This window comes from Candidatus Nanoarchaeia archaeon (assembly GCA_035290625.1).
Classification (GTDB): Archaea; Nanobdellota; Nanobdellia; order Woesearchaeales; family DATDTY01; genus DATDTY01.
Map to the genome: position 1 here is coordinate 1 of DATDTY010000015.1, position 26807 is coordinate 26807.

Annotated in this window: 27 protein-coding genes and 1 tRNA gene; 18 read left to right on the forward strand and 10 right to left on the reverse strand. The window is 45.9% G+C overall.

Going from position 1 to position 26807, the window contains the following annotated elements; translation table 11 throughout:
* The first annotated feature begins 362 nt into the window (after positions 1 to 362).
* The gene (locus VJB08_01100; protein HLD42565.1) at positions 363 to 479 is read left to right on the forward strand and encodes a CxxC-x17-CxxC domain-containing protein; all 117 of its coding nucleotides are present in this window, start codon (positions 363 to 365) and stop codon (positions 477 to 479) included.
* Between the two features lie 12 nt (positions 480 to 491).
* The gene (locus VJB08_01105) at positions 492 to 638 is read left to right on the forward strand and encodes a hypothetical protein (GenBank protein ID HLD42566.1); all 147 of its coding nucleotides are present in this window, start codon (positions 492 to 494) and stop codon (positions 636 to 638) included.
* 45 nt (positions 639 to 683) lie between these two features.
* Here the strand turns inward: VJB08_01105 and VJB08_01110 are convergent, their stop codons facing one another.
* Positions 684 to 1286, reverse strand: coding sequence for a metallophosphoesterase (locus tag VJB08_01110; protein HLD42567.1), 603 nt, complete (start codon positions 1284 to 1286; stop codon positions 684 to 686).
* Positions 1287 to 1506: 220 nt separating this feature from the next.
* A complete protein-coding gene (locus VJB08_01115; protein HLD42568.1) occupies positions 1507 to 1935 on the reverse strand; it encodes a hypothetical protein in 429 nt (142 codons plus the stop codon).
* Between the two features lie 411 nt (positions 1936 to 2346).
* Between VJB08_01115 and VJB08_01120 the strand changes: the two genes are divergently transcribed.
* Positions 2347 to 2910, forward strand: coding sequence for a hypothetical protein (locus tag VJB08_01120; GenBank protein ID HLD42569.1), 564 nt, complete (start codon positions 2347 to 2349; stop codon positions 2908 to 2910).
* 215 nt (positions 2911 to 3125) lie between these two features.
* On the forward strand, positions 3126 to 4136 hold the full coding sequence (locus VJB08_01125) for a hydroxyacid dehydrogenase (GenBank protein ID HLD42570.1): 1011 nt from the start codon (positions 3126 to 3128) through the stop codon (positions 4134 to 4136).
* Between the two features lie 10 nt (positions 4137 to 4146).
* Here the strand turns inward: VJB08_01125 and VJB08_01130 are convergent, their stop codons facing one another.
* Both VJB08_01130 and VJB08_01135 read right to left on the reverse strand, forming a co-directional pair.
* Complete coding sequence (locus VJB08_01130) at positions 4147 to 4638, reverse strand: hypothetical protein (GenBank protein HLD42571.1); 492 nt, start codon at positions 4636 to 4638, stop codon at positions 4147 to 4149.
* A gap of 371 nt (positions 4639 to 5009) precedes the next feature.
* Positions 5010 to 5249, reverse strand: a complete 240-nt coding sequence (locus VJB08_01135) for a hypothetical protein (GenBank protein ID HLD42572.1) — start codon at positions 5247 to 5249, stop codon at positions 5010 to 5012.
* Positions 5250 to 5395: 146 nt separating this feature from the next.
* Here VJB08_01135 and VJB08_01140 point away from each other — a divergent pair, with 146 nt between their 5' ends.
* From VJB08_01140 to VJB08_01150, 3 genes are all read left to right on the forward strand, one after another.
* Complete coding sequence (locus VJB08_01140; GenBank protein ID HLD42573.1) at positions 5396 to 6289, forward strand: thioredoxin domain-containing protein; 894 nt, start codon at positions 5396 to 5398, stop codon at positions 6287 to 6289.
* A gap of 176 nt (positions 6290 to 6465) precedes the next feature.
* A complete protein-coding gene (locus VJB08_01145) occupies positions 6466 to 7683 on the forward strand; it encodes a cysteine desulfurase (GenBank protein HLD42574.1) in 1218 nt (405 codons plus the stop codon).
* Between the two features lie 4 nt (positions 7684 to 7687).
* Positions 7688 to 8386, forward strand: a complete 699-nt coding sequence (locus VJB08_01150; protein HLD42575.1) for a hypothetical protein — start codon at positions 7688 to 7690, stop codon at positions 8384 to 8386.
* An 85-nt stretch (positions 8387 to 8471) separates the two neighbouring features.
* Here VJB08_01150 and VJB08_01155 read toward each other — a convergent pair whose 3' ends face one another.
* Complete coding sequence (locus tag VJB08_01155; GenBank protein ID HLD42576.1) at positions 8472 to 9209, reverse strand: lycopene cyclase domain-containing protein; 738 nt, start codon at positions 9207 to 9209, stop codon at positions 8472 to 8474.
* Between the two features lie 587 nt (positions 9210 to 9796).
* Here VJB08_01155 and VJB08_01160 point away from each other — a divergent pair.
* From VJB08_01160 to VJB08_01180, 5 genes are all read left to right on the forward strand, one after another.
* Entirely contained in the window at positions 9797 to 10228 is a 432-nt protein-coding gene (locus VJB08_01160; GenBank protein HLD42577.1) for a PadR family transcriptional regulator, read from the forward strand.
* A gap of 235 nt (positions 10229 to 10463) precedes the next feature.
* Positions 10464 to 10730 (forward strand): MarR family transcriptional regulator, encoded by a 267-nt coding sequence (locus VJB08_01165; protein HLD42578.1) that lies wholly within the window; start codon positions 10464 to 10466, stop codon positions 10728 to 10730.
* Positions 10731 to 10790: 60 nt separating this feature from the next.
* The gene (locus tag VJB08_01170) at positions 10791 to 11714 is read left to right on the forward strand and encodes a redoxin domain-containing protein (protein HLD42579.1); all 924 of its coding nucleotides are present in this window, start codon (positions 10791 to 10793) and stop codon (positions 11712 to 11714) included.
* A 27-nt stretch (positions 11715 to 11741) separates the two neighbouring features.
* A complete protein-coding gene (locus tag VJB08_01175; GenBank protein HLD42580.1) occupies positions 11742 to 12581 on the forward strand; it encodes a cytochrome c biogenesis protein CcdA in 840 nt (279 codons plus the stop codon).
* Between the two features lie 283 nt (positions 12582 to 12864).
* Positions 12865 to 13812: a hypothetical protein gene (locus VJB08_01180; GenBank protein ID HLD42581.1), complete on the forward strand. Its 948-nt coding sequence runs from the start codon at positions 12865 to 12867 to the stop codon at positions 13810 to 13812.
* A gap of 36 nt (positions 13813 to 13848) precedes the next feature.
* Here VJB08_01180 and VJB08_01185 read toward each other — a convergent pair whose 3' ends face one another.
* Positions 13849 to 14421, reverse strand: coding sequence for an L-threonylcarbamoyladenylate synthase (locus tag VJB08_01185; GenBank protein ID HLD42582.1), 573 nt, complete (start codon positions 14419 to 14421; stop codon positions 13849 to 13851).
* Positions 14422 to 14665: 244 nt separating this feature from the next.
* On the opposite strand from VJB08_01185, the gene VJB08_01190 reads away from it, so the two are divergent.
* Positions 14666 to 17620, forward strand: a complete 2955-nt coding sequence (locus VJB08_01190; GenBank protein HLD42583.1) for an adenosylcobalamin-dependent ribonucleoside-diphosphate reductase — start codon at positions 14666 to 14668, stop codon at positions 17618 to 17620.
* A 146-nt stretch (positions 17621 to 17766) separates the two neighbouring features.
* Here the strand turns inward: VJB08_01190 and VJB08_01195 are convergent, their stop codons facing one another.
* Entirely contained in the window at positions 17767 to 18090 is a 324-nt protein-coding gene (locus VJB08_01195; GenBank protein ID HLD42584.1) for a hypothetical protein, read from the reverse strand.
* A 103-nt stretch (positions 18091 to 18193) separates the two neighbouring features.
* Here VJB08_01195 and VJB08_01200 point away from each other — a divergent pair, with 103 nt between their 5' ends.
* Positions 18194 to 18511: a hypothetical protein gene (locus VJB08_01200; GenBank protein HLD42585.1), complete on the forward strand. Its 318-nt coding sequence runs from the start codon at positions 18194 to 18196 to the stop codon at positions 18509 to 18511.
* 35 nt (positions 18512 to 18546) lie between these two features.
* Here the strand turns inward: VJB08_01200 and VJB08_01205 are convergent, their stop codons facing one another.
* Together VJB08_01205 and VJB08_01210 are read right to left on the reverse strand one after the other, a co-directional pair.
* Positions 18547 to 19242, reverse strand: a complete 696-nt coding sequence (locus tag VJB08_01205; protein ID HLD42586.1) for a hypothetical protein — start codon at positions 19240 to 19242, stop codon at positions 18547 to 18549.
* 33 nt (positions 19243 to 19275) lie between these two features.
* Positions 19276 to 20196 (reverse strand): transcription initiation factor IIB, encoded by a 921-nt coding sequence (locus tag VJB08_01210; GenBank protein HLD42587.1) that lies wholly within the window; start codon positions 20194 to 20196, stop codon positions 19276 to 19278.
* A 126-nt stretch (positions 20197 to 20322) separates the two neighbouring features.
* On the opposite strand from VJB08_01210, the gene VJB08_01215 reads away from it, so the two are divergent.
* The 4 genes from VJB08_01215 (at position 20323) to VJB08_01230 (ending at position 22831) form a co-directional block, all read left to right on the forward strand.
* On the forward strand, positions 20323 to 20463 hold the full coding sequence (locus tag VJB08_01215; GenBank protein HLD42588.1) for a Trm112 family protein: 141 nt from the start codon (positions 20323 to 20325) through the stop codon (positions 20461 to 20463).
* A gap of 375 nt (positions 20464 to 20838) precedes the next feature.
* Positions 20839 to 20922 (forward strand) — tRNA-Ser (locus tag VJB08_01220).
* Positions 20923 to 21054: 132 nt separating this feature from the next.
* Positions 21055 to 21501 (forward strand): hypothetical protein, encoded by a 447-nt coding sequence (locus VJB08_01225; protein HLD42589.1) that lies wholly within the window; start codon positions 21055 to 21057, stop codon positions 21499 to 21501.
* Positions 21502 to 21568: 67 nt separating this feature from the next.
* Positions 21569 to 22831, forward strand: coding sequence for an ATP-binding protein (locus VJB08_01230; protein HLD42590.1), 1263 nt, complete (start codon positions 21569 to 21571; stop codon positions 22829 to 22831).
* Here the strand turns inward: VJB08_01230 and VJB08_01235 are convergent, their stop codons facing one another.
* Positions 22832 to 26728 (reverse strand): hypothetical protein, encoded by a 3897-nt coding sequence (locus VJB08_01235; protein ID HLD42591.1) that lies wholly within the window; start codon positions 26726 to 26728, stop codon positions 22832 to 22834.
* Between the last annotated feature and the right edge of the window lie 79 nt (positions 26729 to 26807).

Consider the following 26807-nt stretch of genomic DNA (forward strand, 5'->3'; position numbering starts at 1 on the left):
TATAGCTAAAGCTACTCAGATCTGTCTGTATCATTTGATCTTCCTCCGAAGGATAGCACAGCTTCAACGCTTTTTGGCTATCCTTCGGTTTTCTTTAAGAAAAAGGAGATTTTATGTTTTCCCACTTAAGTTGACTTAACCAGAGGACAGATAGGTTTATAAATACGTCCTTCTTTTATGCAGAGTAATCAGGAGCACTCTTGGCTTGTTGTTGGTAACGGTTCGAGATTGGATTTTTCTGATTAAAAACAAACGGAGCGTAGAAGACCATGAGGCGGGATAACCGAAGATCAGATAGGGATTCTGGTGAGAAATCTGGGTTTAGAAGCAATTTTCGGGAGTTTGGATCCGGGCCGAGAGAGATGCATAAGGCCACGTGTTCTGAGTGCGGAAATGAATGTGAGGTTCCTTTTAAGCCTACACAAGGCAAGCCAGTATACTGCAGGACCTGCTTTGCCAAGCGCAGGCCTCAGTTCTGAGGCTGCGCAAGAATGGTGGATTACAACATCATAAGGTATTGTCGGCTGTGCAAAAAACGAATGGTTCTCAAGAAAGGAGAGTTTGCGTTCTACTGCGCTGATTGCAAGCTGAGGCTGGATAAGCAGCCGAGGAATCCACCCTCTTCCGTTGCCAAGTAGGCATTCATTGATTTTGATAGGCTGATTGAAAGAGTTCCAAAATTCTCAAATATCAATAATCTTCCCGCTCTTTCCGACATTGATGACCTTTGTCGATCCGATCTTCTCTTCGATGCCTTCTGCCTCATGGACATGGGAGCAGAGCACGATGTCTGGCTTAAAGGCATCAATGGCCTTTCTTAATCCAACAGAGCCTGGAAAGAAATGAGTAAACTTCTCCATCAAGGTTCCTTCGGGATGGACATGGGAAACAAGCACCTTCGTCTTCGCCGCCTTAATGCCCTCATGGGCTTTTTTCAGAGTCGCATAGATCTCCTCTTCACTCAGCCGATGCGGCCCAACATTTGCTCCGCCGCAGCCAAAGAATCCGATATCCTTGTATTTTACTGAATACCCATGGAGGTTTTTTACTCCATACAGCTCTGCAAGAAAGTCAGCAGTTGCAAAGCTCTCATGGTTTCCAGGAATCAGCATGACTTTCTGCTTATTCTTCACAAAAGGGCCGATAATACCCTGTGTTGACTGCTCAGATTGTGTGAGATCCCCACACAGCACGACAAGGTCTACCTTTTCCTTCTTTGCCTTCTCAGCCAGCTTCCTGACCTGGCTTGTGTCTCCGTGGATGTCTCCTGAAGCAAGTATTTTCATTGTGTACTCCGTTGCTGAAGGAGGCTCAAAAATCCCTGATTTTTGTTGTCTCCTGAAGCAAGTATTTTCATTGTGTACTCCGTTGCTGAAGGAGGCTCGAAAATCTCTGATTTTTGTTGTCTCCTGAAGCAAGTATTTTCATTGTGTACTCCGTTGCTGAAGGAGGCTCGAAAATCCCTGATTTTTGTTGTCTCCTGAAGCAAGTATTTTCATCTTAGTACTAAGAATATTCTGTTCTTGGCTGGACCCCCAGTTCATTCGCTTCATCAAATCTGTGAACAACGCCTTCCAAAGAATCAGTGCCGAATACTTCCCTCGTCTTTCTCAATAAGTGACGGTACATTCCTTTTGGTTCCTCTCCCAAACCTTTTTCAAACAATTCCGGAACAAACCAAAGAAGATGGACTCTTTCACCAGCCAACACATTGGGAGCAACTGCTTCCAGCCGTTTAAAAGTTTCCGGGTCTTGACTGAGTTGATACCCGAGCCTTTGTATGATGGATGGCCTTCTCAATTTGGTTGCTATATTGGTAGTTATATTGGTGCTGCCAGATTCGTAATATCTCAGCAACATCCCGGCAGCATCACCATATGCTCTTTGTTCATACAATCGTATGATGTCTTGAGGGTCTATTCGGGTTTGTTCCATTGTTGGTATACCACTCCCTAGAGATTCTATTTGATCGTCTGTCGATGAAGGGTGGTTGGAATTGCTTTATAAATGTTCTGGTACAGTGGTGACAGATTACCGCGAGGATATCTTTGTGAAGAGTTGAGCGTAGTGCGGCTCGATTGCAAGTTAACTCGAGAGGAATTGAATAAATGCTAAACAGGGTCAATAAAGCTAAAATCTCTAAATTTCGCTCTTTTGGATTGCAGTATCAGACGGGAAGATCCAACCCAAGAACCCCCGGATTATGGAACTTGATGAAGATGCCTATGAGCGTCGCGACCAATCTTGGATCTGTCTTGACGATTTTTATATAGGAACTTGCAATCGAGCCGGTTCACCAAGGGCTCAGTCACAAGCCTTATATAGAGATTGGCTTTGTCCCATGCCATGAACCTAGCAGTGTGCGGATCAGCAGCAGACCACTTCAAAGACAGCATACTGCGGAAGGCATTTCTCCTTGGAAAGATCATAGCAGAGAAAGGCCACACACTTCTTACTGGCGGAAGCGGAGGCTTGCCCTATCAGGCTGTTCTTGGCTGCCATGAAGCTGGAGGAAAGAGCATTGGGTATTCAGCTGCGATTAATCTCCGGCAGCACATCTCCTATAAGCAGCCAACTCATGGGTTCACAGAGTTCGTTTTCATACCACGAAATTATGAGTATGCGAGCAACAAGCTTGTCTCACGCAAATACCGCAACATATCCTTAGTGGCTGCAGCAGATGCAGTCATCATCATTGGCGGAAGGATCGGCACAATGAACGAGTTCACCATAGCGTATGACCTTGGAAAGCCAATCGGCATCCTTGAAGGAACAGGCGGAATTACCAACAGCGCGATCAAAGTTCTCGTTGCCGAGGCAGGTAAAGAATCTCCTGCCGCAATCCTCAGAGAATCAGACCCGTCCATCTTAGTGGATAAGATAAGCCAGATTTATACCAACTCTTGTTGAGTAGCGGCTCCGGTGAAAATCATTGCTGCCGCCTCTTTGTGAGGCTCTTAAGGATTGCCATAGACGGAATTGAGGGGGTCGCCCCATTCGGGGCTTCAAAGGTACGCAAGCAGAGGATAGAACGAGCCGAGCCGGCGGCAGCCGCGAAGAGAGATTTTCGCCGAATCCAAGCAATTACGAAGATTTATTAAGAAGTTCTTTCCTACTGCTGGACTATGAAGGTAGCATTTTTCGGACTGGAGAATGAGCACGAGGAGTATGCCAAAAAAGTTCTCAAGAAGCATCAGCTGTCCTTCTATCGCAACCATCTCGACGAGCAGACCCTTGCCCTTATAAAGGATGTTGATGTGCTGGCTGTCTTTGTCTTCTCTCCAGTAACCAGGGCAGTTATTGACAGCCTGCCCAAGCTTAGGCTTGTCACAACAATGTCCACAGGCTTTGACCATATCGATCTTGAATACTGCAAGAAAAAGAAGATTACTGTCTGCAATGTTCCAACCTATGGAGAGAATACTGTAGCAGAGCATACCTTCGCCCTTATACTGGCATTATCACGAAGGCTCTATCAGGCAATCGAGAGGACTCACAAACAGCATTCATTTGAGACTGACAGCAGCTTGAGGGGATTTGACCTTAAGGGAAAGACCTTAGGCGTTGTGGGATGCGGCCATATCGGCAGGCATGTCGCCAGGATTGGTGTAGGGTTTGAGATGAATGTAGTCGCCTTTGACCATTATCGCGATGAAAAACAGGCACGCAAGATTGGCTTCACCTATGCTCCTTTTGACGCAATCCTCAAGAAATCAGATATCCTCACCCTGCATGTTCCTTACATGAAGCAGACCCATCACCTCATTGATGCAAAAGCGATCAGGAAGATGAAGAAAGGCGCATTGATTATCAACACAGCAAGGGGGGGAATTATTGATACCCCGGCATTAGTTGATGCCCTGGAAAGCGGAAAGCTTGCTGGAGCTGGCCTTGACGTGCTTGAGGGAGAGTGCGAAATCAAGGAGGAGGCTTCTGTCCTGAAGAAGGAATACAAGGCAACCTGCAATCAGCTCACTACTTTGCTTGAAGACCATGAGCTGATGAAGATGGAGAACGTGATCATCACTCCGCATAACGCCTTCAATTCAAAGGAAGCTTTGCAGCGGATCCTTGACACAACGATTCAGAATATTGTCAGTTTTGCACAGGGAAAGGTGGAGAATCAGGTGAAGTGACGAAATCCAGCTACTTCAGCATATCTATCGTCTTTCTTAGTTGATAATGAGTATCCAAGTAACCTTCTCCTGGCACATACATTCTAAGGTGGCCGCCCCTATATAGGTCTAGAATACCAATAGGATCTTTTGGATGGATAATCACAGACTGCTCAGACACAATGGTGTAATCCTGGGTGTTGCAGCAGTCTAACAAAAGCGCTAATGCCTGCCCATCCATCTTGTTGATCCAATTCTGCATGATATGCTCTCTTTTACCATCAAAAAAAATCCACTTGCTTTCCGAACCATCAGTTTCAAGACCATGAGCACTGAGTAGGATATACCCTGTTAAATGGGTTCTTTGGCTATAGGCTTCCAGCACTTCTCTAAACAATCGCCGCTTTGTAAACTCTCTTACTATAGTGCCTACATATACCTCCAAATCCTCCGATCCCCTCTCTTGATCAAAGAAATCTGAGGATTCATAATACTCACAATGGTCAAAAGTGTATAGTCTCATGAAGGAACTAGCGTTTTGAGGGAGATTATAACCGTTGCGGCAACAAGGGCTCCATCCAAAAAATGAAGGTTGCCATCAATTCGTGAGGCTCTTTGCAATGATATGCGCTGCTGGCAGGGGGATGTCCCTACGGGGATGCCAGCCTTATACTGTGAGAAGATCAGCCGAACCGATGCGCTCCGGAGGAGCACTTGAAAATACCCGAGTATTTTCATTGGCAACCCGACTGAAAGGAGGTTTTTTGGATGGAGCTCCTCAAAAGGTTCGCGAGAGTTCGATTCTGAGGATGCCAAAGCTGCAAAAAAGGTAGTTCAAAACGTCTACAATTATCACAGGTCTTATTATGTAGCTTTAAGAAAGCCGTAATGAATTCATTTTTCAACATACCATCCAGGAATCTCATCGAAGAAGATGTAATCCCGGCAAACAGAGCTTCTCACCCTGTTCAACTCTTCTGCGGCGCTGAAATACTCCAGTGATTGAAAAAGAAACGTGAAATAATTATTGAGCACAACATACTTCTTGCATGCAGCAAACAAATCGATTACCCTATTTTGGTCTTTGGTATGCGCCTCAGCCAAGAGTTCTTCCAGGAGTTGTGTGTCTTGCATTTCTGTTCAATGGTTGTGGGCTCTCACTTACTTTATAAAAATTACTACTTTCGATAGGTGTGATCTTAGAATCAATCACTCATAACTTCACTATCGTTACGGATACTTTTAAATAAACCTCATTGCAACATTGCGCTTGATTACGAATGATCTGCATCATCGCTTTGATTGTCTTTGGGATTTTAGGCATTTTCAGCGCAGCGCACAGGAAGCTTGCAAAAGAGGCTCTTGATTGCGTTGCCAGGAGAGTTGTCCTTAGGCCTTGCGAGACAGGCTTTGACCAGAGGATAAAGAGCCTTGTTGTTGGAAAGTTTCTCCGCTTTCCCTGGCTCGCCAGGCCGCTGTACAGGCATTTTGAATCCTTTTCCTGGCTCTTGATTGGCCTGATGATTGTAAGCACGTTCTTTATTGCCCAGGGCGCTTACAATTATGCGAAGTATGGGAACTGCAATGGCAGCCAAGGAGGATTCTGCATCTATGATTCCCTGGATGGAAAATCTGAGCTAAAAAACCCAGGCCCCGATGACGATCCCGGCATTGGCCCAATCGATGCGCCTGTCCAGATTATCGAGTTTGGCTGCTTTAAGTGCTCGTTTACAAGGGAGGCTGACAAGGTTATCTGGCAGGTTATGGAAGAGTATCCGGAGAAGATAAGGTTTGTGTACAGGGATTTTCCTCTCTCAGCAAGGCACAGGGGCGCTGTTGATCCCAGCCTTGCAGCAGACTGTGTGCTTGAGCAGGACCAGAGCGCATATTGGCAGTACCGCGGCATTCTTTTCCAGAACCAGAATGCGCTGAGCAATGAAGACCTTGCTGCCTATGCTCAAAACATAAGTATAGACCTGGAGCAATGGAAAGAATGCTTTGACTCAGGAAAACACCTTGATGAAGTGGAGCATGACTATGAGGATGGATTGGAAGCAGGAGTGTATGGAACACCCACATTCTTCATCAACAACCAAAGCTTTGTCGGGCCTCAGAGCTATAAAACGTTCAAGAGGGTAATCGAAAAGGAGCTGGAGAAAGCGGGCGTCACGTGATCGTTTTAGTTGGTTAGAAAATCAGCGAAAATTAAACAATTAAATAAAATTAATGAAGATTAAACAATGAAATGCGAATAAAGGCTCAATGAAAATAAAAAGATAAAGACAGTAATCAGGCATAAAACGGAAGATGATGTCAATGAGAAGCAAATACTAGCTCCGGTCTATTAAAAATGCTCAACACAGAAAAGATACGAAAGGATTTTCCGATATTGGAAGGCAAGAACCCTCCGGTCTATTTTGACAGCGCATGTATGGCGTTAAAGCCAAGGCAGGTTGTTCAGGCATTAGAGCGCTATTACTATGAATTTCCAAGCTGCCATGGAAGAAGCTCGCATAGGCTTGGAAGGAAGCTGAATGACGAGATTGAAGCCAGCAGAAAAGTGATTCAGAGGTTCTTTGGCTCCAAGGGAGAGGTTGTTTTTACCAGAAACACAACCGAGGCCATTAATCTGGTAGCCAGCTCATTTCCCTTCAAAAAAGGAGATACAGTCATCACAACAGATAAGGAGCATAACTCCAACCTGGTTCCATGGATACGATTAGCTCAGGAGAAAGGGATTGTCCATAAGATTGCAGCATCTGATGAGAGAGGCCTTTTTTCTTTGGATTCATTTGAGAGCCTCTTAAAAAAAGCAGGAAAGGAGGGAGCATCGCATAAAAGTATATTGGTCTCAATGGTGCATACCTCTAACCTTGATGGAACAACACTTCCTGCAAAGGAGATCTGCAAGATCAGCCATGAGTACGGAGCTGTTGTGCTTCTAGACGGCGCGCAATCTGCCCCGCATAAGGAGATTAACCTAAAAAAGATTGATGCTGACTTCTTTGCCCTCTCAGGCCACAAGATGATGGGGCCCACAGGGATTGGATGCCTGATTGGAAAGCCGGAAGCTCTCGAGAAGCTCTCCCAGTTCATTGTTGGGGGCGAGACAGTAACAAACTCAACCTATGAAGGATACACTCCTGAAAGAATACCGAATCGTTTTGAAGCAGGGCTGCAGCACTACGCAGGCATCATAGGGATGGCAGAGGCATGCAGGTATATTGAGGCAATTGGGAGATCAGATATAGAAAAGCATGACCTGGAGCTGAATGGGATCATAACCCATGGGCTTAGGGATTCTGTCGATATCCTTGGGCCAGAGGATCCTGCAAAGCGCGGCAGCATCTTCAGCTTCTGGATTAGGGGGATGGAAAGCCATGCAGCTGGCCTGATGCTTGATGCCCGGAATATCATGGTCCGCTCAGGGATGCACTGCTGCCATTCGTGGTTCAATGCCAGGAAGAAGGAAGGGTCTGTCAGAGCATCCCTGTATATCCATAATACTGCAGAGGAATGCCATAGGTTTATTAATGAGATAAAAAGAATAAAGCGTATTGCGGGGTGAAACCATGAGGTATGATCAAATAACAGCTGTTGTGCTGAGCCTTGTTTTGGTTATGTTGGTTATCAATTATTTCCAGATCCAGTCAGTCCAGAAGACCTTGAAAGGAACAGGATTGGCGACTGTTGGAAATACCGACACTGTGAAAGGCGCTGTTCCTGTTGAATTCTATGTGATGAGCCAGTGCCCCTATGGAATCCAGGTTGAGAATGCCATAGCTCCAGCTTTAGGGTTATTGGGAGATGCTGTTGATTTCAGGGTTGACTACATTGCGGATGGAAGCGGCGGAAGATTTACAAGCCTTCATGGCCAGCCTGAAGTCGAGGGAGATAAGATCCAGCTGTGTGTCCAGGAGCACTTCCCCCAGGAGTTTATGGATTTTGTCACATGCCAGAATCAGCAGCCTGCAAACCTTGGAGGAACCGTAGAGTCATGCAGCAGAGCCGCAGGCATTGATTCGCAGAACGTGCTTGCATGCGCTTCAGGAGAGGAAGGAAACATGCTTCTGGAGCAGTCGATTGCAGCTTCAAGGAATGCAGGAGCGACAGGAAGCCCGACCATGTTCGTCAACAACAAGCCGTATAGAGGAGAAAGAAGCTCGCAGGCTTTCCTGGCAGCAATCTGCAATGAGCTTGCTGTGAAGCCGGCTGCCTGTAACAGCATTGTCGGAGGAGAGGCTGCTGCTGTGCAGGGCGGATGTGAGTAGGGGGTAGTTTGTATGTTTGGCATTTTGGTTCCAAAAAAGAGTACAGGGCTCTTGGCTTAAATGTATGGGAACTGGAAAGGCGTTCTTACACTTTTTCTTTCTTATCTTCAAGGTTAGTTCTTTCATCTCGTGCTTTAACCGCCTTATACCACAGTACGTGCTCATAGATGCTTGACCATAACATTCCAAAGGTAAAAGCAAACATCAATTCTTCCAAGGGCACTCCAAGAAGCAATACTCCTGAAATTGCTGAAAGATTCCACACTTCTTGAACCAAACCAGGATAACCTAGGTTAAACAAAAGGAAAAATCCAAAATAGAGGGCTAGGAAGGATAACCCTCCAATCCAGACTTTTCTCTTTAGATCAGGCCGGCAGAAAATTGCGGCTATCCCGCCAACAAACATGGCGATACTCGCTGAATAAATGGGATTCAATTTAGTAAATAATTGTAATGGAAGGAAAACAATCACCGGAGAAGCTAAAGCAAGTAGATGCAATCTATGTTTTTTTCTATGTCTTTCATGCTTGCTTATTTCTTGATGGTTCACTCTAAGTAAAGCTTCATACATGATCGCCCCAATCCCACCAATAGCAAAGCTGAAAATAAAGCTCTCGATATCAAAGCCGGTTCTACTAGCTAGGTTAAATAAAGATGGAGGGCTCCAGTATTCGGGCACGAACAAATGTTCGGTTAGTCCAAAAGGCGCAGTGAAAATACTTACCCAAAACATTTCTTTACGGAGTTTTGGCTTAACCAACCAGATAAGCAGCCAAACTGACAGAAGTACTAAAGACGCTGTTAACCATGGATTCAATGCCATCGTTTCTCTTTTGCAGCTTTCCTCTCGTCAACATTCATCTTGCATATCGGATCCTGTACCGTACTACTGACCTCAAGATCATTTTAACGGATGCTTTGGCAGCCTCCATCTACCCCTTTTTTTGAGAGAACAATCTCCCATGTTTTTTCCATGTTACGGCCTCAGCCATGTTGGGTGCATTATCACCAGCATAATTATAAAGAATGCTGCAAATATCCCCCATACCATCGCATTCTTAATTCTCCTTTTGTCTAATGGCATTTTTTATCCTCTCCGGGTTTCTTATCGTCATGCATATGCCTCATCATAAAGTAATGCGATAGCGGACAGAGCAATAATACCGCCCAAAATAAATAACTTCTGCTTATTCCAAAAAAATATATGGCTCCAATTAACAAAAGCAAAGGCACGCCGCAGCACACAATCATCATTAAGGCGTGGTTATGCTTTAATTTGTCTATCCAGTTCTTCATGTTTACCCTCCAAACATTACGGTAATTGCATTGAGGGTAACCCCTCCTCGATTCACCCATCTATATTTAGATATATCGAAATATTTAAATATTTCGGTCGCTTCTACACAGTATATGCAGGTGAAGATCGGAAGTTTAGTCAAGTTTTATACAATTCTTCTGCTTAGTGAAGAGCCCAAGCATGGCTATGACCTTATGAAAGAGCTGGAAGAAACGTTAGGAAGAAAGATAAGCACCAGCCAAGTATATCCCTTCCTTAAGCTCTTAGAGAAAAATAGGCTCATTAAAATAGAGGAGATAGGGGAAAGAGAGAAAAAAATATATCAGTTAACAAAAAACGGGAAAAAATTCGTTAATGTTTTCCTTCAAAGATTCGGGGATTTGATTGATATAGCCGTAGAGCCAAAACTCACAACATGCGCGCATTGCAGCTGCAAGGTCTATGAAGGGGGCCATGCTGAACAAATGAAAGGAAACCTATTAAAATTCTGCTGCATGCACTGCGCCAGCGCCTACAAAAACATGTTAAAGAAACGTTTAAGGTAAAATGAAGCCCTGCTTTGCAAATCTTGACAATAAGCGAATCGGGATGGTTATCAGTGTTATTTCCATTATACTCCTGCTCATGTTATCCTCATTTTCCTTTAAAATCGCAAGGGCGGAAGCCGCAGCATGTGTCCATCCCGGCAATGTGTCATGCCCCGTAACCGCGCACATACCTCCAGCCTCATATTTTGGAGCTGCTCTCCTTGCAGTTATATTCATTCTTGGGATTCGGCTTATGCGAAAAGCTGAAGCTGGTGAAAAAATACGCAAAGACGCTGCAGAAAAGGCAGAAGCCGTTGCAAAAGCATTAACAGGAGACGAGAAAAAAGCTTATGAGCTGATTATGGCATCACAAGGGGCCGTTTTCCAGGGCGAGCTTGTGGAAAAAATGGGCTATTCAAAAATGAAGGTTACAAGAACTCTGGACAAGCTGGAAGGGCAGGGGTTAATCGAGAGGAGAAGGCGCGGATTGGCAAATATGGTTTTGATAAGATATCGCTAGTAACGTTGTAAGCTGAAACTAGTTTTGTTACTATGCCTTATATATTGTATCATCTTGACAATGGCAGAACCAAACATAAACCTGAAAGGAGGGATCATGATTTCACAGAAAAGAAACATCATCACAGCATCTTTAATATTGATAATCTTTGTTGGAAGTATTGTCGGATATGGCATTATGGATGCGAACCCAGGAAAAAACAGCAAGGACATAAAGAAAACGCCAACTGGGAGCTTTCTTGGCTTGCCAGAGTATCCTGATGATATAACCACAATGTTCCTGTGCCCGTGCTGCGGCCAGGCTCTTGACAGGAAAAACATATGCTGTGGCATGGCTTCTGATATGATAGCTTATATTAATTCATTGACTGGCTCAGGGCTTTCAAAAGACGAAGTCCTTATGAAGGGTGTCGAGAAATACGGCATCAATTCAGTCATAGAGTCAAAAAGATCTGCGGTGCAGGCGATGTTCGCAAAGCAAAATCCCTCAGTCTTCCCAGAAGGGCAGCTTCTGTTCTCAAATGCCGTAGGCCAAAAGGCTCCTGATTTCACGCTTGAAAGCATCGAAGGAGTATCAGTAAAGCTAAGCGATTACAAGGGGAAAAACGTGGTCTTATTTTTTACAGAAGGAAGCATGTGCTATCCTGCATGCTGGGACCAAATGAGCGCTTTTGGAAATGATGAAAGGTTCAATAATGATGAGCTAGTTGTATTTTCAATAACACCCGACCAAAGAAGCGAGTGGCAGAAAATAGTCCAAAAAGTCCCTAAAATGGCAAAAGCTAAAATTTTGTTTGACTCAGCAAGGGCAGTCTCTTCAGCTTACGATGTGCTGTCGCTTGCATCCTCAATGCACAAGGGCTCTTATCCGGGCCATACCTATTTTATAATCAACAAGGAGGGGATTATCCGCTATACACTGGACGATCCAAAGATGGCTATAAGGAACGACGAGCTTATTTCTGAGATAGATAAGATTGCATGAGGGCATAGAATGGAATATGTGCTGGTAATGGCCTCGCTTGTAACCGCCTTTATTGCCGGAGTGGCCGCATTGTTTGCACCCTGCTGCATAACCGTGCTGCTGCCTGCTTATCTTGGCTCGATTTTCAGGCAGAAGGCTACAATAATGCTCATGACTTTTGTGTTCTTTGCAGGGCTGCTTGCAGTATTTTTGCCTCTTGGATTGGGCTTTGCAGCCCTCGGTGTATTGTTCAGCAAATACCATAACTTAATTTTTGTGTCAGGGGGCGTTTTTCTATTGCTTTTAGGCGCATCAACACTTCTTGGAATGCATTTTTCGCTGCCATCTGCGCATCCAAAAATGAAGGTGCAGGATGCCGCTTCTGTTTTTGTGCTGGGAGTTTTTTCAGCTTTCGCAACCCTTTGCTGCGCCCCGGTATTAGCTGGCGTTCTGGCTTTGTCAATATTGCCTGGCTCAGTATTCTGGGGAGGACTGTATGCGCTTGCGTATGTGTTAGGCATGATTTTTCCGCTCTTTATCCTTGCTTATTTTGTGGACAAATCGGACTTAGGCAATAGACTGAGCTTTTTCAAAAAACAGGTTTCATATTTCATCGCAAAGAAGAAAATAGAAGTTACAATTGCCGAGATGATAGCAGGGATAATGTTTCTTTTGATGGGAACGCTTATACTCTACCTTGCAAAAATGGGCAAGCTTGCAATGAGCAGCGATTACCAGGTAAGCGTAAATATATTTATGGCTAATCTAACCACTTTGATAAACTCTTTTTTTGTAAAAGGGCCTTTAGTAGTTTGGTTTTTGTTTGCAGCCGCAGTTTTATTGGCCTTAATTGCATTAATAAAGAGGGGGAAGGGTCAAGTTGACTAAACAATTCATCTTTAGGTGACCTCGACTTTACAGCTCAGATAAGGGAGGTTGGTGCAAAATTGTAGGTTGCCATCATTTTGTGAGCAACATCGCTAATGAATAAGCATCGACCTCGAGGGGATGCTCCATCCGGGACGAATGTCGATTATCACAGACATCTATGCCATGTGCGAACTCGATGGCAATCCGAGCATTGCGAGAATTTCGCACCAGCCTCCAGATAATGGAAAGTCTTAAATATTCTCTCTGCAAGATACATTTCTTGAGCAGGTAAGCAGATGCAATGAAAAAGCAACAACCATCAAAAAAGATTAAAACAAAGAATTACCAGCGGCTTAGTTTTCTTGCTCTTTTTCTGGCGTTTGCTTTGATTCTAGGCAGCTTAATCGGAAATGATAAAGACAGCGACAAAGCAGGCCTTGCCTCAAAGAGCAGCACTGATCACTCTACTGATACTTCTCATTCTACTGAAGTGAGAATCTGTGAGGCTCCGTGTATACTCTCATTTAATCCTTCTCGATGGACGCCTCCTCAAGGAGTTACTCAGCCAGATGATGTCGGCAGGGAGATTGCACGCAGTCTCGGAATGACAGGAGAAGGATGGAGCGAAGGTGTTATGTCTATATGCCGCAGAGAGTTCTCTGAATCAGTTTATGATGTAATGAGATGTCGTCTTTCTTTTGTCACTATTTCAGGGATCGGAGATCGAAATAAAGACACCGACAAAGCAGGCTTTGCTTCAAAGACTACTACCCATTCAACTGAGGTATCCACTGAAGTACCGACCTGCCAGGCTCCTTGTATACGCCATTTAGACCCATCGGATCCCTTCCAATGGCAGCAACTAAGAGAGATTACTCAGCCAGATGATGTCGGCAGGGAGATTGCACGCAGTCTCGGAATGACAGGAGAAGGATGGAGCGAAGGTGTTATGTCTATATGCCGCAGAGAGTTCTCTGAATCAGCTGATGTAACGGGATGCTATCTTTCTTTTTTCAATATTGCATTGGAAGGAGCTTGCGTAGGCGGCCAAAGCCCTTCCGATGTAGCTTGGAACACGCTTCAGGCAAACGGCATAGAAGACAGAAACGCATATAGCGGTACAGAAGAAACTCAGCGTTGTTTAAACGCCCGCAGAGATTGCCAGGAGGCCTGCGGTTCTATCCCAGACGGTGAATTACTAAACACGTGCCTTACTCGGCTTAAAACCATAAACCCAGCCTGCGGATAATAATCATTAAAGCCAAAACCAAGCACCCCTTATTATTTATTTCCTCACCACTTTCTCCTTCCCTCCCGTCAGATCAACCACCTGGGAAGGCTGCCCGTTCTTCTCCCCTTCATAGATCACAATGGGAACCTGTGCCTTGAAATCATGGTGCAAGTTCTCCAGAGAAGTCATGAAGTCCTGGCCTGCCTTGTTGGCAGAGGTGGTGATAATAGGAAAGCCGAGTTTCTCAACGACAGTATGGATCCAGTGGTTGGGAATTCTCACGCCGAGAGTCTTGCCTCCCGGGTTTACAGCCTGGCTCACGGCCTTCTTATTCTTTAGCTCCAGGATAAGAGTCAATGGCCCCGGAAGCTTCTGCACCCACTTCCTCTCCTTCTCAGATACCCTGCAATTCTTCAGTATCCATTCCTTTGAGGGAGCGATGATGGAGAACGGAGCAGTCTTCCTTGCCTTGAGCTCCCTGATCTTCCTGACTGCAGCATCATCCTTTGCATTGCAGCCGATGCCGTAGATCGTGTCTGTAGGATAGATGAAAATCTCCCCTTTCTTTATCTCAGCAAGGCAGATGTCCGCAGTATACAGCACGTCTTCCTTTGAGAGCACTCTCATGCCACCTCGGCATTGCCGGGAATTTATAAGAGTATGGTTTAGATTTTATATAATTTATATAGAACTCCAGTACTATCCCCAAGTGTGGAACTTCGCTTTCTGGAAAACCTGCCGAAGTTATTACTGCTGAATGGATCGCATCTTCCCGAGGATAAAACGCAAAAAACAACGTATCTGTTCTAATCTATAGTTTTAAGATTCAATGTATTTATAAATTCAGCAGCCAGAAAAAAACTTCAGAAAGATGGATAACAAAACCCTTCAGTATGTTCGAAAGCGGGATGGCTCAAAAGCGGAGTTTTCCAGAGACAAGATCACTGAAGCCATTTTCAAGGCTGCCGGGTCTGTAGGAGGCAGCAACAGGAGAGAGGCAGCCAAGCTTGCTGATTTGGTTGTGGCGCTTATGGAAGAGGCATTTCCTTCCTCGCACATCCCGCATGTTGAGGAGGTCCAGGATATCGTTGAGAAAGTCCTGATTGAGAACGGTCATGCAAAGACTGCAAAATCCTATATCCTGTATCGGGCCAGGAGGGCAAAAGAGCGCGAAGAGGAAGTCACCCAGAAGGTCGAATCAGAACATGCTGAACAAGGGTCTGCTGAAAGCCCGGGCCAGGCCGTTGCTGAGATGTTCACCTATACCTCAAAGCTTTCCAGGCTTGTGCCAAAGGAGAGGATTGAGACATACCGGAGGCTCTATTATCTGCTCAAGGACATGATTGCTGCAGGCGAGCTTCCAAGCCATCCAAACTACCTGGGCGATAACGAGCTTGCAGAGAACATCTACAGGAACAAGTATTATCTGAAGGATTTTAAGGGAGAGTGCATTGAGGGCTGTCCTGAAGACGTCTTTGCCAGGCTGGCCTCATATATCGCTGCAGTTGAGCCAACAGAGGATACTCAGAAGAAGTTTGCAATTGCGTTCTACAAAGACCTGTATCATGGAAGCTATCTTCCAGGAGGCAGGGTGATGGCCGGAGCAGGGGATCTCTACAGGCTCAAGACCCTTGCCAATTGCTTTGTGAGCCTGATCCAGGGAGACGATATCGAGTCTATATTCGGCACTGCCTATGAATGTGCGCGCACCTATAGTTATGGAGGCGGCATTGGTGTGGATATCTCAAACCTCAGGCCGACAGATTCCATTGTGCATAATGCAGCAGACCGCTCAACAGGAGCAGTCTCATTTATGGAGCTCTACAGCCTCACCACAGGCTTAATTGGCCAGTCAGGAAGAAGAGGGGCGCTTATGCTTACCATGGATGTCAAGCATCCTGATATCCTCCGCTTCATTGATGTCAAGAAAATCCCGAATTGGGTAACAAAGCAAGTTATCAAGCAGTGCGAATGGACAGGAAAATTCAGCCAAGCCCAGCTTGGAGAGATTGAAACGCAGGTGAGGGATAACACCCAGGTGAGGTTTGCCAATATCAGCATCAAGGTTTCTGATGAGTTCATGGGAGCAGTAGACGAACAGATCACCTATGGGGAGAACGCTATCATGGTCTACAAGAAGTATACGCAGCATATCGTAAACGACGCTCCGCAGAACAAGACCCTGCACTACTCCTACGGCATTCCCTCAAAGAACCTTGAGGATTACAGCTTAGAGGCTGGCTTTAACACACTTCAGGACGCCAACACCTACCTCAAAGAGAAGTATCATATCGCGCTCAAAGAGGCTGACCTCGCATTTGAACGGAGAGATGTGTTCGGAGATTTTGTTGTCCCCCTGGAGCATGAGAGCTATCATCTGGCGATCCATAGGTCTGGTGATTTTATGCTGTACTTCAGTTCTTCCCATACAGGCGAGATCAAGAGGCTTGTCAAGGCAAGAGATGTCTGGAACCGCTTTATTGCCTCAAACTATAAGACTGCAGAGCCTGGCCTGATATTCTGGTCTACAATGGTGAAGTATTCACCCTCAAACTGCCTTGGCGTGCCGATTGCAAGCACCAATCCCTGCGGAGAAGTTCCTTTGGAGGATGGCGGAGCCTGCAACCTCGGCTCTATAAACCTCTCACGCTTTGTGAAAGGGGGGTATACTGAAGAGGCGAGCATTGACTGGAAGGGAATCCAGGATGCAACCTCCAACCTCGTCCGTTTTCTTGATAACGTGATCAGCTGGAATTCGGTGCTCAATCCCCTGGAGAAGCAGAGGGCTGCAGCATCCAGCATGAGGAGGATCGGCCTTGGCATCATGGGCATTGCAGATATGCTGAATCAGCTCGGGATTGGCTATGACAGCGAGGAGGGCATAAAGCTCATGGAGAAGGTCTCATCAGTGATTGCAAACAGCGCGTATGGTGCATCAGCCATGATTGCTGCTGAGAAGGGCTCATTTCCGCTCTTCAACCTTGAGCAGTATGCAAAGAACAGGTTCTTCATTGAAAGCCTTGCTGCCGAAACAAGAGAGGCAGTGGTGAAGCATGGCTTGAGGAATGTTGCCATCCTTTCAATTGCGCCCACAGGAACCATATCAAATGCCATCCTGGGGTTCACGAACAAGGCTAGGAATTATGTTGGCGTTTCAGGAGGCATTGAGCCGATCTTCAGCCTCTACTACACAAGACGATCCGAGTCATTCAACAAATTCTTCAAGGTATTCCATCCAACTGTGCAGGCCTATATTGACCTGAAGGAGATGAACACCAAGGTCCAGGATACAAAGGATATCGATGATCTGCAGAAGCTGCTTCCCAGCCATTTCTTCCGCACAGCGCACTTCATTGCAGCAGAGAAGAGGGTTGTGATCCAGGCAATCTGCCAGAAGTATATTGACCACAGCATCAGCTCTACGGTAAACCTGCCTGAGAGCGTTGATCCGGAAACGATCACAAACATCTACCTCAATGCCTGGAAGCAGAAGCTCAAGGGCATTACGATCTACAGAGATGGAAGCAGGTATCCAATCCTCTCCATCGAGGCAGAGCAGACAGAGTTCAAGGATATCAAGGAGAAGCAGTTCCGCTACCTTACAGAGGAGGGCGAGCAGATCGTGAAGGGAGACGAGGTTGTTGTGCTTCCGAATGCCGAGCTCAGCACACCTTTCCATCTCATGAAGAACGGCAAGCCTAATGATATCATCCTTGAAGAGATCTCAGCAGAGGAGCAGCTGGTGCAGCCTGAGGTCCCTGTTTCTGGAAAGGTATGCAAAGTGAAGTTTGAGAACGGCAAGCTTGTCAAGGACTGCGGTGATTGAGTTTCAAGTAACATCGGGGGTTCTGTTAGCCGACCTACGCGTAAACATCTAGAGAGACATCTCACTTTTCTAGAAGATAGGTAGTATCCAGACCGCATAAATAGGCTAAAGCAACCTCTCGTTCTTGTTGTTGATCTATAATCAAGTTATACCTTCACTTGAACGAGCGGTTTTACGCGCCCCTTCTCCACTTCGGAATCAACAACGGACCAATAGTATGCAATGAACTTCTCTACATAGGGATTTTCCCTGTTTAATGCATACATTTTTGCCTTTCCAACATTCCTTGTATTGACAACGATCTTTCTTCTTATGAAAAGTTTCCAGATTTCTTTTAACGCAGTGTAGCTCACGTCTGAGAACCGAGCAATATCTTTCATTGAATAATCAAATTCTGAATGAACTATTAAAAAATTCCATAGTCTATTCCGGACGGTATTCCCTTCCAGTCTTAGAAATGCTGATGTCATGGAATAAGGAACCTGGCCCTTGTATATAAAGGTTTCTTTTTTGTACTTTAAGGGTCAAGAAAGCGACCCAAACTTTATTAAGCCGGTAGTATCGTCTTAATCTATGCCCAAAGTGAAAAGGAGTGAATATATCAAACTCAGTAGAACCGTCATTAGAAAATTGTACGATGGAACTTGTTTTGGCAAGGGTTCCCTGTATCTTGAAACTCTACAGCACGGCATTCCTCCTGAGTATGGAGGCAAAGTAGAGATCGTACTCGATGCTTTGGTTAAACAGCGCGTTTGCGGAAAGAAGAAGAAGGAACATGGCTGGAAATATTATCTGAATATGGAGAGAATAGACAAAATCAAAGAAATACTAAAAGAGAAGGACGAAAGATCAATAATTCCGCTATTGTTGATGTTACCGAACATCTTGTAAATATGACTGCTGTCGGAGATGCAGAGATTTGGTGATTAACGATTTTCTACATGGATTGTTGAATCCTTCATACCCAATTTAAGGATGTCATCGAGGCTTGCCCTTTCAGCCGGAACTATGCCGTCAAGAGCGTCTGTTTTGTTTCCGTCCTTGAGATCTCCTACACACCAGACCTTATCCCAAAGATTAAAGGCATAACCAGCCTGCGCAAAACCAATGAGCGCGTCATGCATTGTCCCATCATACAAAAGACGCCTTTCTGCTTTGGCAAATCGTATTTTTTGATGAAGAAAGTCATCATACCGGCCACTTCGATCCTGTAATCTGAAACAGTCTATTCGCCTGGCTGGAGCTGTGATTTCCGCGAGAAGATTGAGAGACTCATCCCACATTGCTTGCTTGAGAGATGATGACTGAGACTTGAAACCTGATGCCGGAGGATGAGAGATCATATAAACTCCCGTATTATCATATGCTGCGTGGGATTGATTTTTTATTTCTATCATACGTGCAATTTCTTCTCCAGTAGAGAAGCCCATTCGCTCCAGATCTTTTCTAGATTGGGCAAGATATTCCTGCCATTCTTCGGGATTCTTCCTTCGCCATATCCTTACTCCTTCCACAAGAAATACTCTATGAGAGGCGAATAATTCCGGAATGGATACCTTTAGCCTCCCAGAATCCGGGTCTCTATTTTCGGAGATTACTGAATCTGAATAGAGATGAGCCATAAAAGACCTCTGCCATTGGGTTTCTAGTAAGACTTATTTCTTCCGCTTAACCTTCTTTATCTCCCGCTCCAGCTTAAGCTCTTCAAGAAGTTCCTTGTAGCGGTTTCGGATTGTGACTTCAGTGACTCCTGCCACGTCTGCAACCTCTCTCTGAGTCCTCTTCTCTCCATGGATGAGGGCTGAAACATACAACGCAGCTGCAGCAATCCCTGTCGGCCCTCTTCCTGAGGTCAGCTCAGATCTCTGTGCGCGCTCAAGGATCTCAACAGCCTTTGATTGCGTCTCTGCAGTGAGCTTTAATGAGGATGCAAACCTGGCGATGTAGTCAGAAGGGTTGGATGGCCTGATTGTGATCCCAAGCTCTCTCGTGACAAAACGATACGTCCTTCCGATCTCTTTCTTCTCTATTCCAGAAGCTTCAGAAAGCTCATCCAATGTTCTTGGCACTTCATGCCTTCTGCATGCTGCATAGAGCGCTCCTGCAACAACAGATTCCATAGACCTTCCCCGTACAAGGCCCCGCTGGACAGCAAGGGTATAAATCCTGGCAGATTCCTCTTCCACAGAACTTGGAAGCTTAAGGTAGGAAGCAACACGCTTCAGCTCTGCCAATGCAAGCTTGAGGTTCCTTTCAATAGCTGTAGAGATCCTGTACTGCCACTTTCGCAGCCTGAAGAATTTGTTCCTGTCTCTTGCCCCAAGCTGGTAGAGGTCTGCCTTTCTCCCAACCTCAGTCCCCATGCCCTGGTCAAACTGGGTATAGGTCATGGGAGCTCCGGTTCTCCTTCGTGACTCCCCGCCTTCTGACTCAAACTCACGCCATTCCTGGGTGAAATCGACCATCTTGTCTTCAATGACAAGGCCGCAGTCTTTGCAAATGATCTCTCCCTTCTCCTTATTCATGAAGAGATTGATTCCTGCGCATTCCGGACACTTCTTCACATATTGGACCACTGCCAGACCCCCAACTTATTTATCGGCATATGATAACACTACTTTTATATACTAAATTCAGTCTCCCTTTATAAATATATCGCTTTTTTGGGAAGGTTTATAAATGGCGGTCGGATTTTTGGCCCTATGGGGCTTCCAAAGGAACTTCTGGACATGCTGGCCTGCCCCCAGTGCAAGGGAAAGCTGAAGCAGAACGGAGAGAGCCTTCTGTGCGAAAAATGCAGCAAGGAGTATCCAATCCAGGATGGGATCCCTATCCTGACATAAGTCCATCGTTCTGAACAATTCAGCTCTGGTGAAAGTGAAGGTTGCCGCCCTTTCTGTGAGGTTTTGGACCAAGACATCAGCACCGACAAGGGAGTTGCCCCCATGGAGGAATGTCGGTTACCATCAAAAACAGCAGAGCCGGACTTGGCGGCAACCCAAGCGTTTGCGAGATTTCACCGGAGTAGCATACTTCATACTCTTGAAAACCAGCCATACATGGCTGCAGACGGATTGCCCTGCAATCCTACTCGGGTTTCCCGAAGGGAACGACCCCTCCCTCGTCTGCGCCATGGCTGGAGTCCTCTTCTCGGATAATCGGGATGCAGTTGCACGTTCCAAACCTTTATAAACGAAATTTAATTCAGGTTTCTTCCTGCCGCGGTGGCACAATCTGGCACTGCGCGAGCTTGGAGAGCTCGTTTCCTTCGGGATATCCCGGTTCAAATCCGGGCCGCGGCGTAGCGAACAGAGTGAGTGAAGCCAAGGCACGGTCCGAGACGAAGTCTCACTACCGGGCCGCGGCGTATCCTTACTTTTCCTTTTGTAAATCTCCACATCATCTTTTTAAAATCCATCATATTCTCCCATCCAATGCCCAAATACCTATTCGTTTGCAATCAAAATCTCTTCAGAAGCCCATGGGCTGCTGACTGGTGTTCTGAGTACTGCAGGAGCAGAGGCGTCTCTGCCGAAGTGAGGTCTGCAGGCGTCGGAGAGGAGCTCGAGAGCCATGCAACCCGGTTTTCCAGGGACTTGCTCAAATGGGCTGATGCCATCTTTGTTATGGAAGGGTATATGAAAACTGCAATTCTTGAAGACTACTGCCAATTAGGCGAAGAGGAAAAAAGAATTGCTGAAGAAAAGATCGTCTGCCTGGATATACCTGATTGCTTCAGGCGAAAAGCAGAAGAAAATTCGATCTCAGAGAATATGACGCCTCAGGAAGCAATAGCCTACCTTAATCAACATCCCTGCCACATCTTCGGCCCAAAGCTGTTTTCCAAGGCTCTTGAAGGGAAGTTGGAAGCGCTGCTCTAAAACCGAAAGGTTTATATATCTTAAGTTAATTCTACTTAACCTAAAATAGAATCTAAGTTAACTAGAAATGACACAGATTAAGGATGTGCTCTTGGAGCTAAATCCCTGGTGGAAGCAGGATTTCAAGGCCGAATTTAAAGAGAGAGAGGTCTACTCTAAGATACAGAAATTTATGCCCCTCAGACAGATCCTGGCATTTACTGGCTTAAGGAGGGTTGGGAAGACCACATTACTGCGTAAGATCATCGAGGATGCCATCACAAAAGAGAACTTTGATCCAAAAAGGGTTATGTACTTCTCATTTGACGAATGCAGGGAAGCTGAGATAAAAGAGGTGCTGCGCAGCTATGAGGAACTCACTGAAAACAGCCTGCGAGAAAAAAGGAGCTTAGTAGTGCTTGACGAAGTGCAGAAAGCAAGCAATTGGGAAGGCCAAGTCAAGAGCATATACGACCTCTATGAAAAACACGTCAAGATCATTGTTTCAGGATCAGAATCCTTGTTTATAAGAAGCAAATCAAAAGAGACTCTTGCTGGAAGAATATTCGAGTTCAAGATAGAGCCATTGTCTTTCAGGGAGTTCTTAAGATTCAAGGAAGCGAAGTTCGAGCCCATCCCTCTGTATAAAAGGGAGCTGGAAAAGCTTTTTGAGGAATTCACCTTAACCCAGGGCTTTCCGGAATTGATCGGCATTCAGGATAAAGAGATAATAAAGAAGTACCTAAAAGAAAGCATCATTGAAAAAGTCGTATTTCAGGATATGCAGAGATTATTTCCTATTAAGGACGCATCACTCATAGAATCCCTGCTTAGCATCTTTCTTGAAGAGCCCGGGCAAATAATAGAGATTTCTGACCTCGCGAACGATTTAAACGTATCAAGGCAGACCCTTTCAAATTATATACTGTACTTGGAACATGCCTTTCTGATAAGGAAGCTGTATAATTTCTCCAGGAACAGAAGAAAAGTTGAGAGAAAACTAAAAAAATATTACCCCACCATCGTTTCACCAACGCTTGTATTCCGGCAAGATGATGTATCCAAGTCAAAGGTGTTTGAATGGCTCATTGTTAATCAGCTTCAAGCAGAATTTTTCTGGCGGGACCCGTATAAAAATGAAGTTGATATTGTTTTATTTGACAAAACAATAATGCCAATAGAAGTTAAATATGGGAAAATAGAATTGGAGGGCATGCGCTCTTTTATGGAAAAATTTAAGGTTAAAGAAGGCTGCATCATCTCGAGAAATGTTGAGGAAAAGAAGAAAACCGATGGAAGGACAATCTCCATAATCCCTGCCTTTAGATTTCTATTGGGCAGGGGAATCTGACTACCTCTCCGGAGTCGGAGTCACTGTAGGAGTAGGCGTTCTTGTGACCAAAGGAGTGAGAGGCGTTGGAGTGCGGTAGAACTCCTGGCTTGCCGGAGGCTGCTCGACAATGTAGTTAAGAGCACCAACTGTATCTACGCGGACAAGATTCTTGGTTATACCTGATGCGTCCGGGCCTCGGCCATAGACTGTGAAGTTGTAATTTCCTGACTGAGGGCCCTGTCTGAAATTCGGATGGATAAGCCTGTTTCCTGGTGCCCAGACAAGCATCCCTTCTCCCTCAAGAGGCCCCGTCCTTCCAAGATAGACGCCGTTGGCATACACATGGTGGTCTGTAAACACCTGGCCAGGCTGCCGGAGATCAAATCGAATCACGATCTGCCTGTCATTCTGGGGATCTGTGTCTGAGCCTCCTGCAAGGTTCTCCAGGCTCTGCTCTGTGTCTGTGATTGCAACTCCATAATAGCCGACAGGGCCTGTATGCAGGCTAACAACAGGAACCAGAGCATTGGATGTGTTCCGTGCAAGCCCATACAGATCAAACTCGTGTTCTGATCCGAACTGAGGCCCATTCCTGAAAGCAGGGACGATATTCGTGTTGCCAGGCTCCCATTCAAGGGAATCCACAACGCCAGAGTGTGTCTGGCCAAAGTAGCTCCTGACTCCGTTTTGGATGATGTAAGCATGGAAGTTCTCAATATCAGCTCTTGCAACACTCCATTGCAAGCTGAGCTTGCGCGCCAATGGAGAATCAAGGTCATAGTGGCCTGATAAATCAACAATAGAGTCAGCATGATCTGTCACAATGAATGTGTCTGGAGTAAACTCGTAGGTTACAGGCCCGGCATCGATGCCAGAAAGAGGATGCAGCACATTATTCTCATCTGCTACAAGAGGGAATATCCTGAAACTGATGTTTCCTGGAACAGGAGCTCCTGCTGAAAGAGGATTTGTCTCAGACCACTCAAAGCTGGTTGCTTCTCCATCTCCTGTTCTACCGATATAGATGTAAGGGCCTCCATTAACTGAAGCCTGAAAATGGATGTCTGCAAGGCCATCAAGATTGCTGAATTTCAATGCGAGGCTTCTGTCAGCAGCAGTGTCTATGTCTACTTGTCCAGTCAAGTCAATAAGGCTTTCAAGATTGTCTGTAATGATTGGGTTTTGGATTGGAGGCACGGGTGTTGGGGTTGGAGTGGGCTGTTCAACAATATAAGAGAGGGTTCCAGACTCAAGGGGCTGCTCCGGAACATTCCCATGTAAGCCAAACACCCTGAATTGCCAAATTCCCGGATCAAGATTCTGCAAAAGGATAGATGTTGCATTTCCATCGCCTGTCCTTGCAAGGTAGCCATAGTTGCCTCCATTCAAAGAGCCATAGACATGATGGTCAGTAAGAGTATTGACTCCAAGATCCCACATTAATGCAAGAGTCCTTTCATCGAATGGGTCTTTGTCTTCTCCTCCTGTAAGGTCGAGGTCTGAGCCAAGATTGTCAGTGATTCTGAGATTTGACAAGGCTGGAGGAAGGGTAACATTATAGGCAATGACTGGAGAGTCAATAGGATTAAGGGGAACGTTTCCCTGCAATCCAAACACCCTGAACTGATAGGTTGCGGGCGAGTCAGTACCTGGCATCCACGAGAAAGATGTATCAGTTCCATTTCCTGTCTGTCCAAGGAATTCATAAGGACCGCCATCCTTTGATCCATAGATATGAGCATTTGTTGTAGGCACAGGAAGATTCCATCTTACAACGAGCTCTCTGTTATTTATAACATCCTCATCATGCACGATAGCCTCAAGGCTAGCCAGAGTATCAGTCACAATCACTGATCCCGCAGGCAAAGGAGTATAGGTTGGAGTTGCTGTTGGTGTGTTAGTTGGAGTATTTGTTGGAGGAACAGGTGTTGGAGGTAGTGGAGTGTCAGTTGGCAGGCCTGGAGTGAAAGTGGCAGTGGGTTGAAGTGTATTTGTAGGAGTTGGAGTGTAGGTTGATGTCGGAAGTGGCGTACGTGTATATGTGGGTGTTGGAGTTGGAACAGGAGTGTTGGTTCTGGTATAGGTTGGAGTTCGGGTTGGTGTTCTGGTGGATGTGGGTGTGGATGTCGAGGTTTGGGTTGCTGTGTATGTAGGTGTGCTTGTTGGAGTTGCAGTGTATGTTGATGTTGCTGTAGCCAGGCTAGTTGCGGTTGCTTCTAAAGTAGGAGTTGCTGTTGGATTCAGAGGATTGATAACAAGATGGATGTTTTGCGTGTCTGAATAATCGCTTCCGTCATAAGCACGGATTGTGAAGTTAAAGTCTCCTGGAGCTGAGGTATTCAGGCGGTATTCTCTAATAAGCAGAGTTCCGACTGGCAGCTGTGGGTTGATTGGGGTCGCCCGATCAGAATCTGAAAGGACGATCTCAAGCAGCGACGGCCCTTTGTCAAGATCCCTGGCCGTAGCTGTAATTTGGCGTACATCTCCCTGAGTCAAAACATACTCAGTATCGCGAGGAAAAATGCCTAAGGTAGGATGCACATTGCCTGGCAAGGGGATGTTTGTTGCTGTTGCTGTAGCAGTTGCCGTACTTGTCGGGATAGGAGTGTCTGTAGGAATAAGCGTTGGTGTTGGAGTGTACGTTGGAGTGTCTGTCGGCAAAGGAGTGTTTGTAGGAGCAAGAGTGTAGGTTGGCGTAGCTGTGAATGTTGCCGTTGGAAAAGGCGTGCTGGTTGACGGAACAGGCGTGAATGTGCTGGTTGGCTGAGACGGTACTGGAGTGTTGCTTGGAGTGAATGTAGAGGTTGGCTGAGGTTGCGGGGGGACTGAAGTAAACGTGCTTGTCGGCTGGGGAGGAACTGGCGTGAAGGTTGAGGTTGGGATGGGAGTGTTTGTGTAGGTAGATGTTGAAGTCGGAGTGTTTGTGGACGTGGCAGTTGCTGTAGGAGTTGGCGTTGGAGTGGGAGCAGGGATGGTGATGTTCTGCGCTGTGCTTCCCCCAATAGTATGGATGACCTGTTCAAGAGCCGGCTCGTTATTGATGTAGATTCTAAGTGCCTCTCCGTTAACTCCGCCCTCCTTATTCTCTATTTCAGGAGTATTTGGATCATCAAGGGTAGCAGGATTATCAGAAAGCGCAAGAACATTATAATAACCTGATGTTGTTGTTGGAGAGTCCTGCGTGTAGTTCTGTCCAGTTGGGCCTTTAATCCTGACTTCAAGGCCGTCAGGCACTGCTCCGCCATGATAATTCACAAGGCCGTAGAATCTGGAAGGCGCTTGAGGAACATCAGGCGGTGCTGTCGGCGTTGGCGTGATTAAGGCCGTGGCTGTTGGAACGAGAGTATATGTGGCGGTTGGAAGAGGCGTACTTGTATATGTAGGTGTTAACGTATTTGTAGGAACTGGCGTGAATGTGCTTGTTGGAGCTGCTGTAAATGTGGGGGTGGCAGTATACGTTGGGGTTGGCAGTGGCGTGTTTGTTGGAGTAAATGTTGGAGTGTCTGTTGGAACTGGAGTATTTGTGGAGGTTGCTGTTGGCGTAGGAGTGGGGGAAGGGATGGTAATATTAACAGATGAACTCCCTCCAATCGAATGGGTTACGGTCTGGGTTGCAAGCTCATTGTCGATGTAGATTTGTAGTGTCTCTCCTGAAAGCCCTCCTTCCTTTTGGGGTGTGTCAGGATCATCAGAAAGCGCATACACATTATAGTAGCCGCTGGCTGTTGTCGCTGAGTCTTGGGTGTAATTCTCTCCAGCCGGGCCTTCAATCCTGATAGCAAGACCATCAGGAACAGCACCTCCGTGATAATCAACAAGGCCGTAGAAGCGTGAAGGTTGTTGAGGAACTGATTCAGCATTCCTCACTGCATACATAGAACCGAAGGTGAGAGCAGTAAGTGCTTCCAGAGTCACTGCCGCTTTGCCGATTGTCTTCCTGAGTTTCTGTATAATAGTCTGTCCCCCCTCAAAAATGGAAATTAGGTTATGCTTT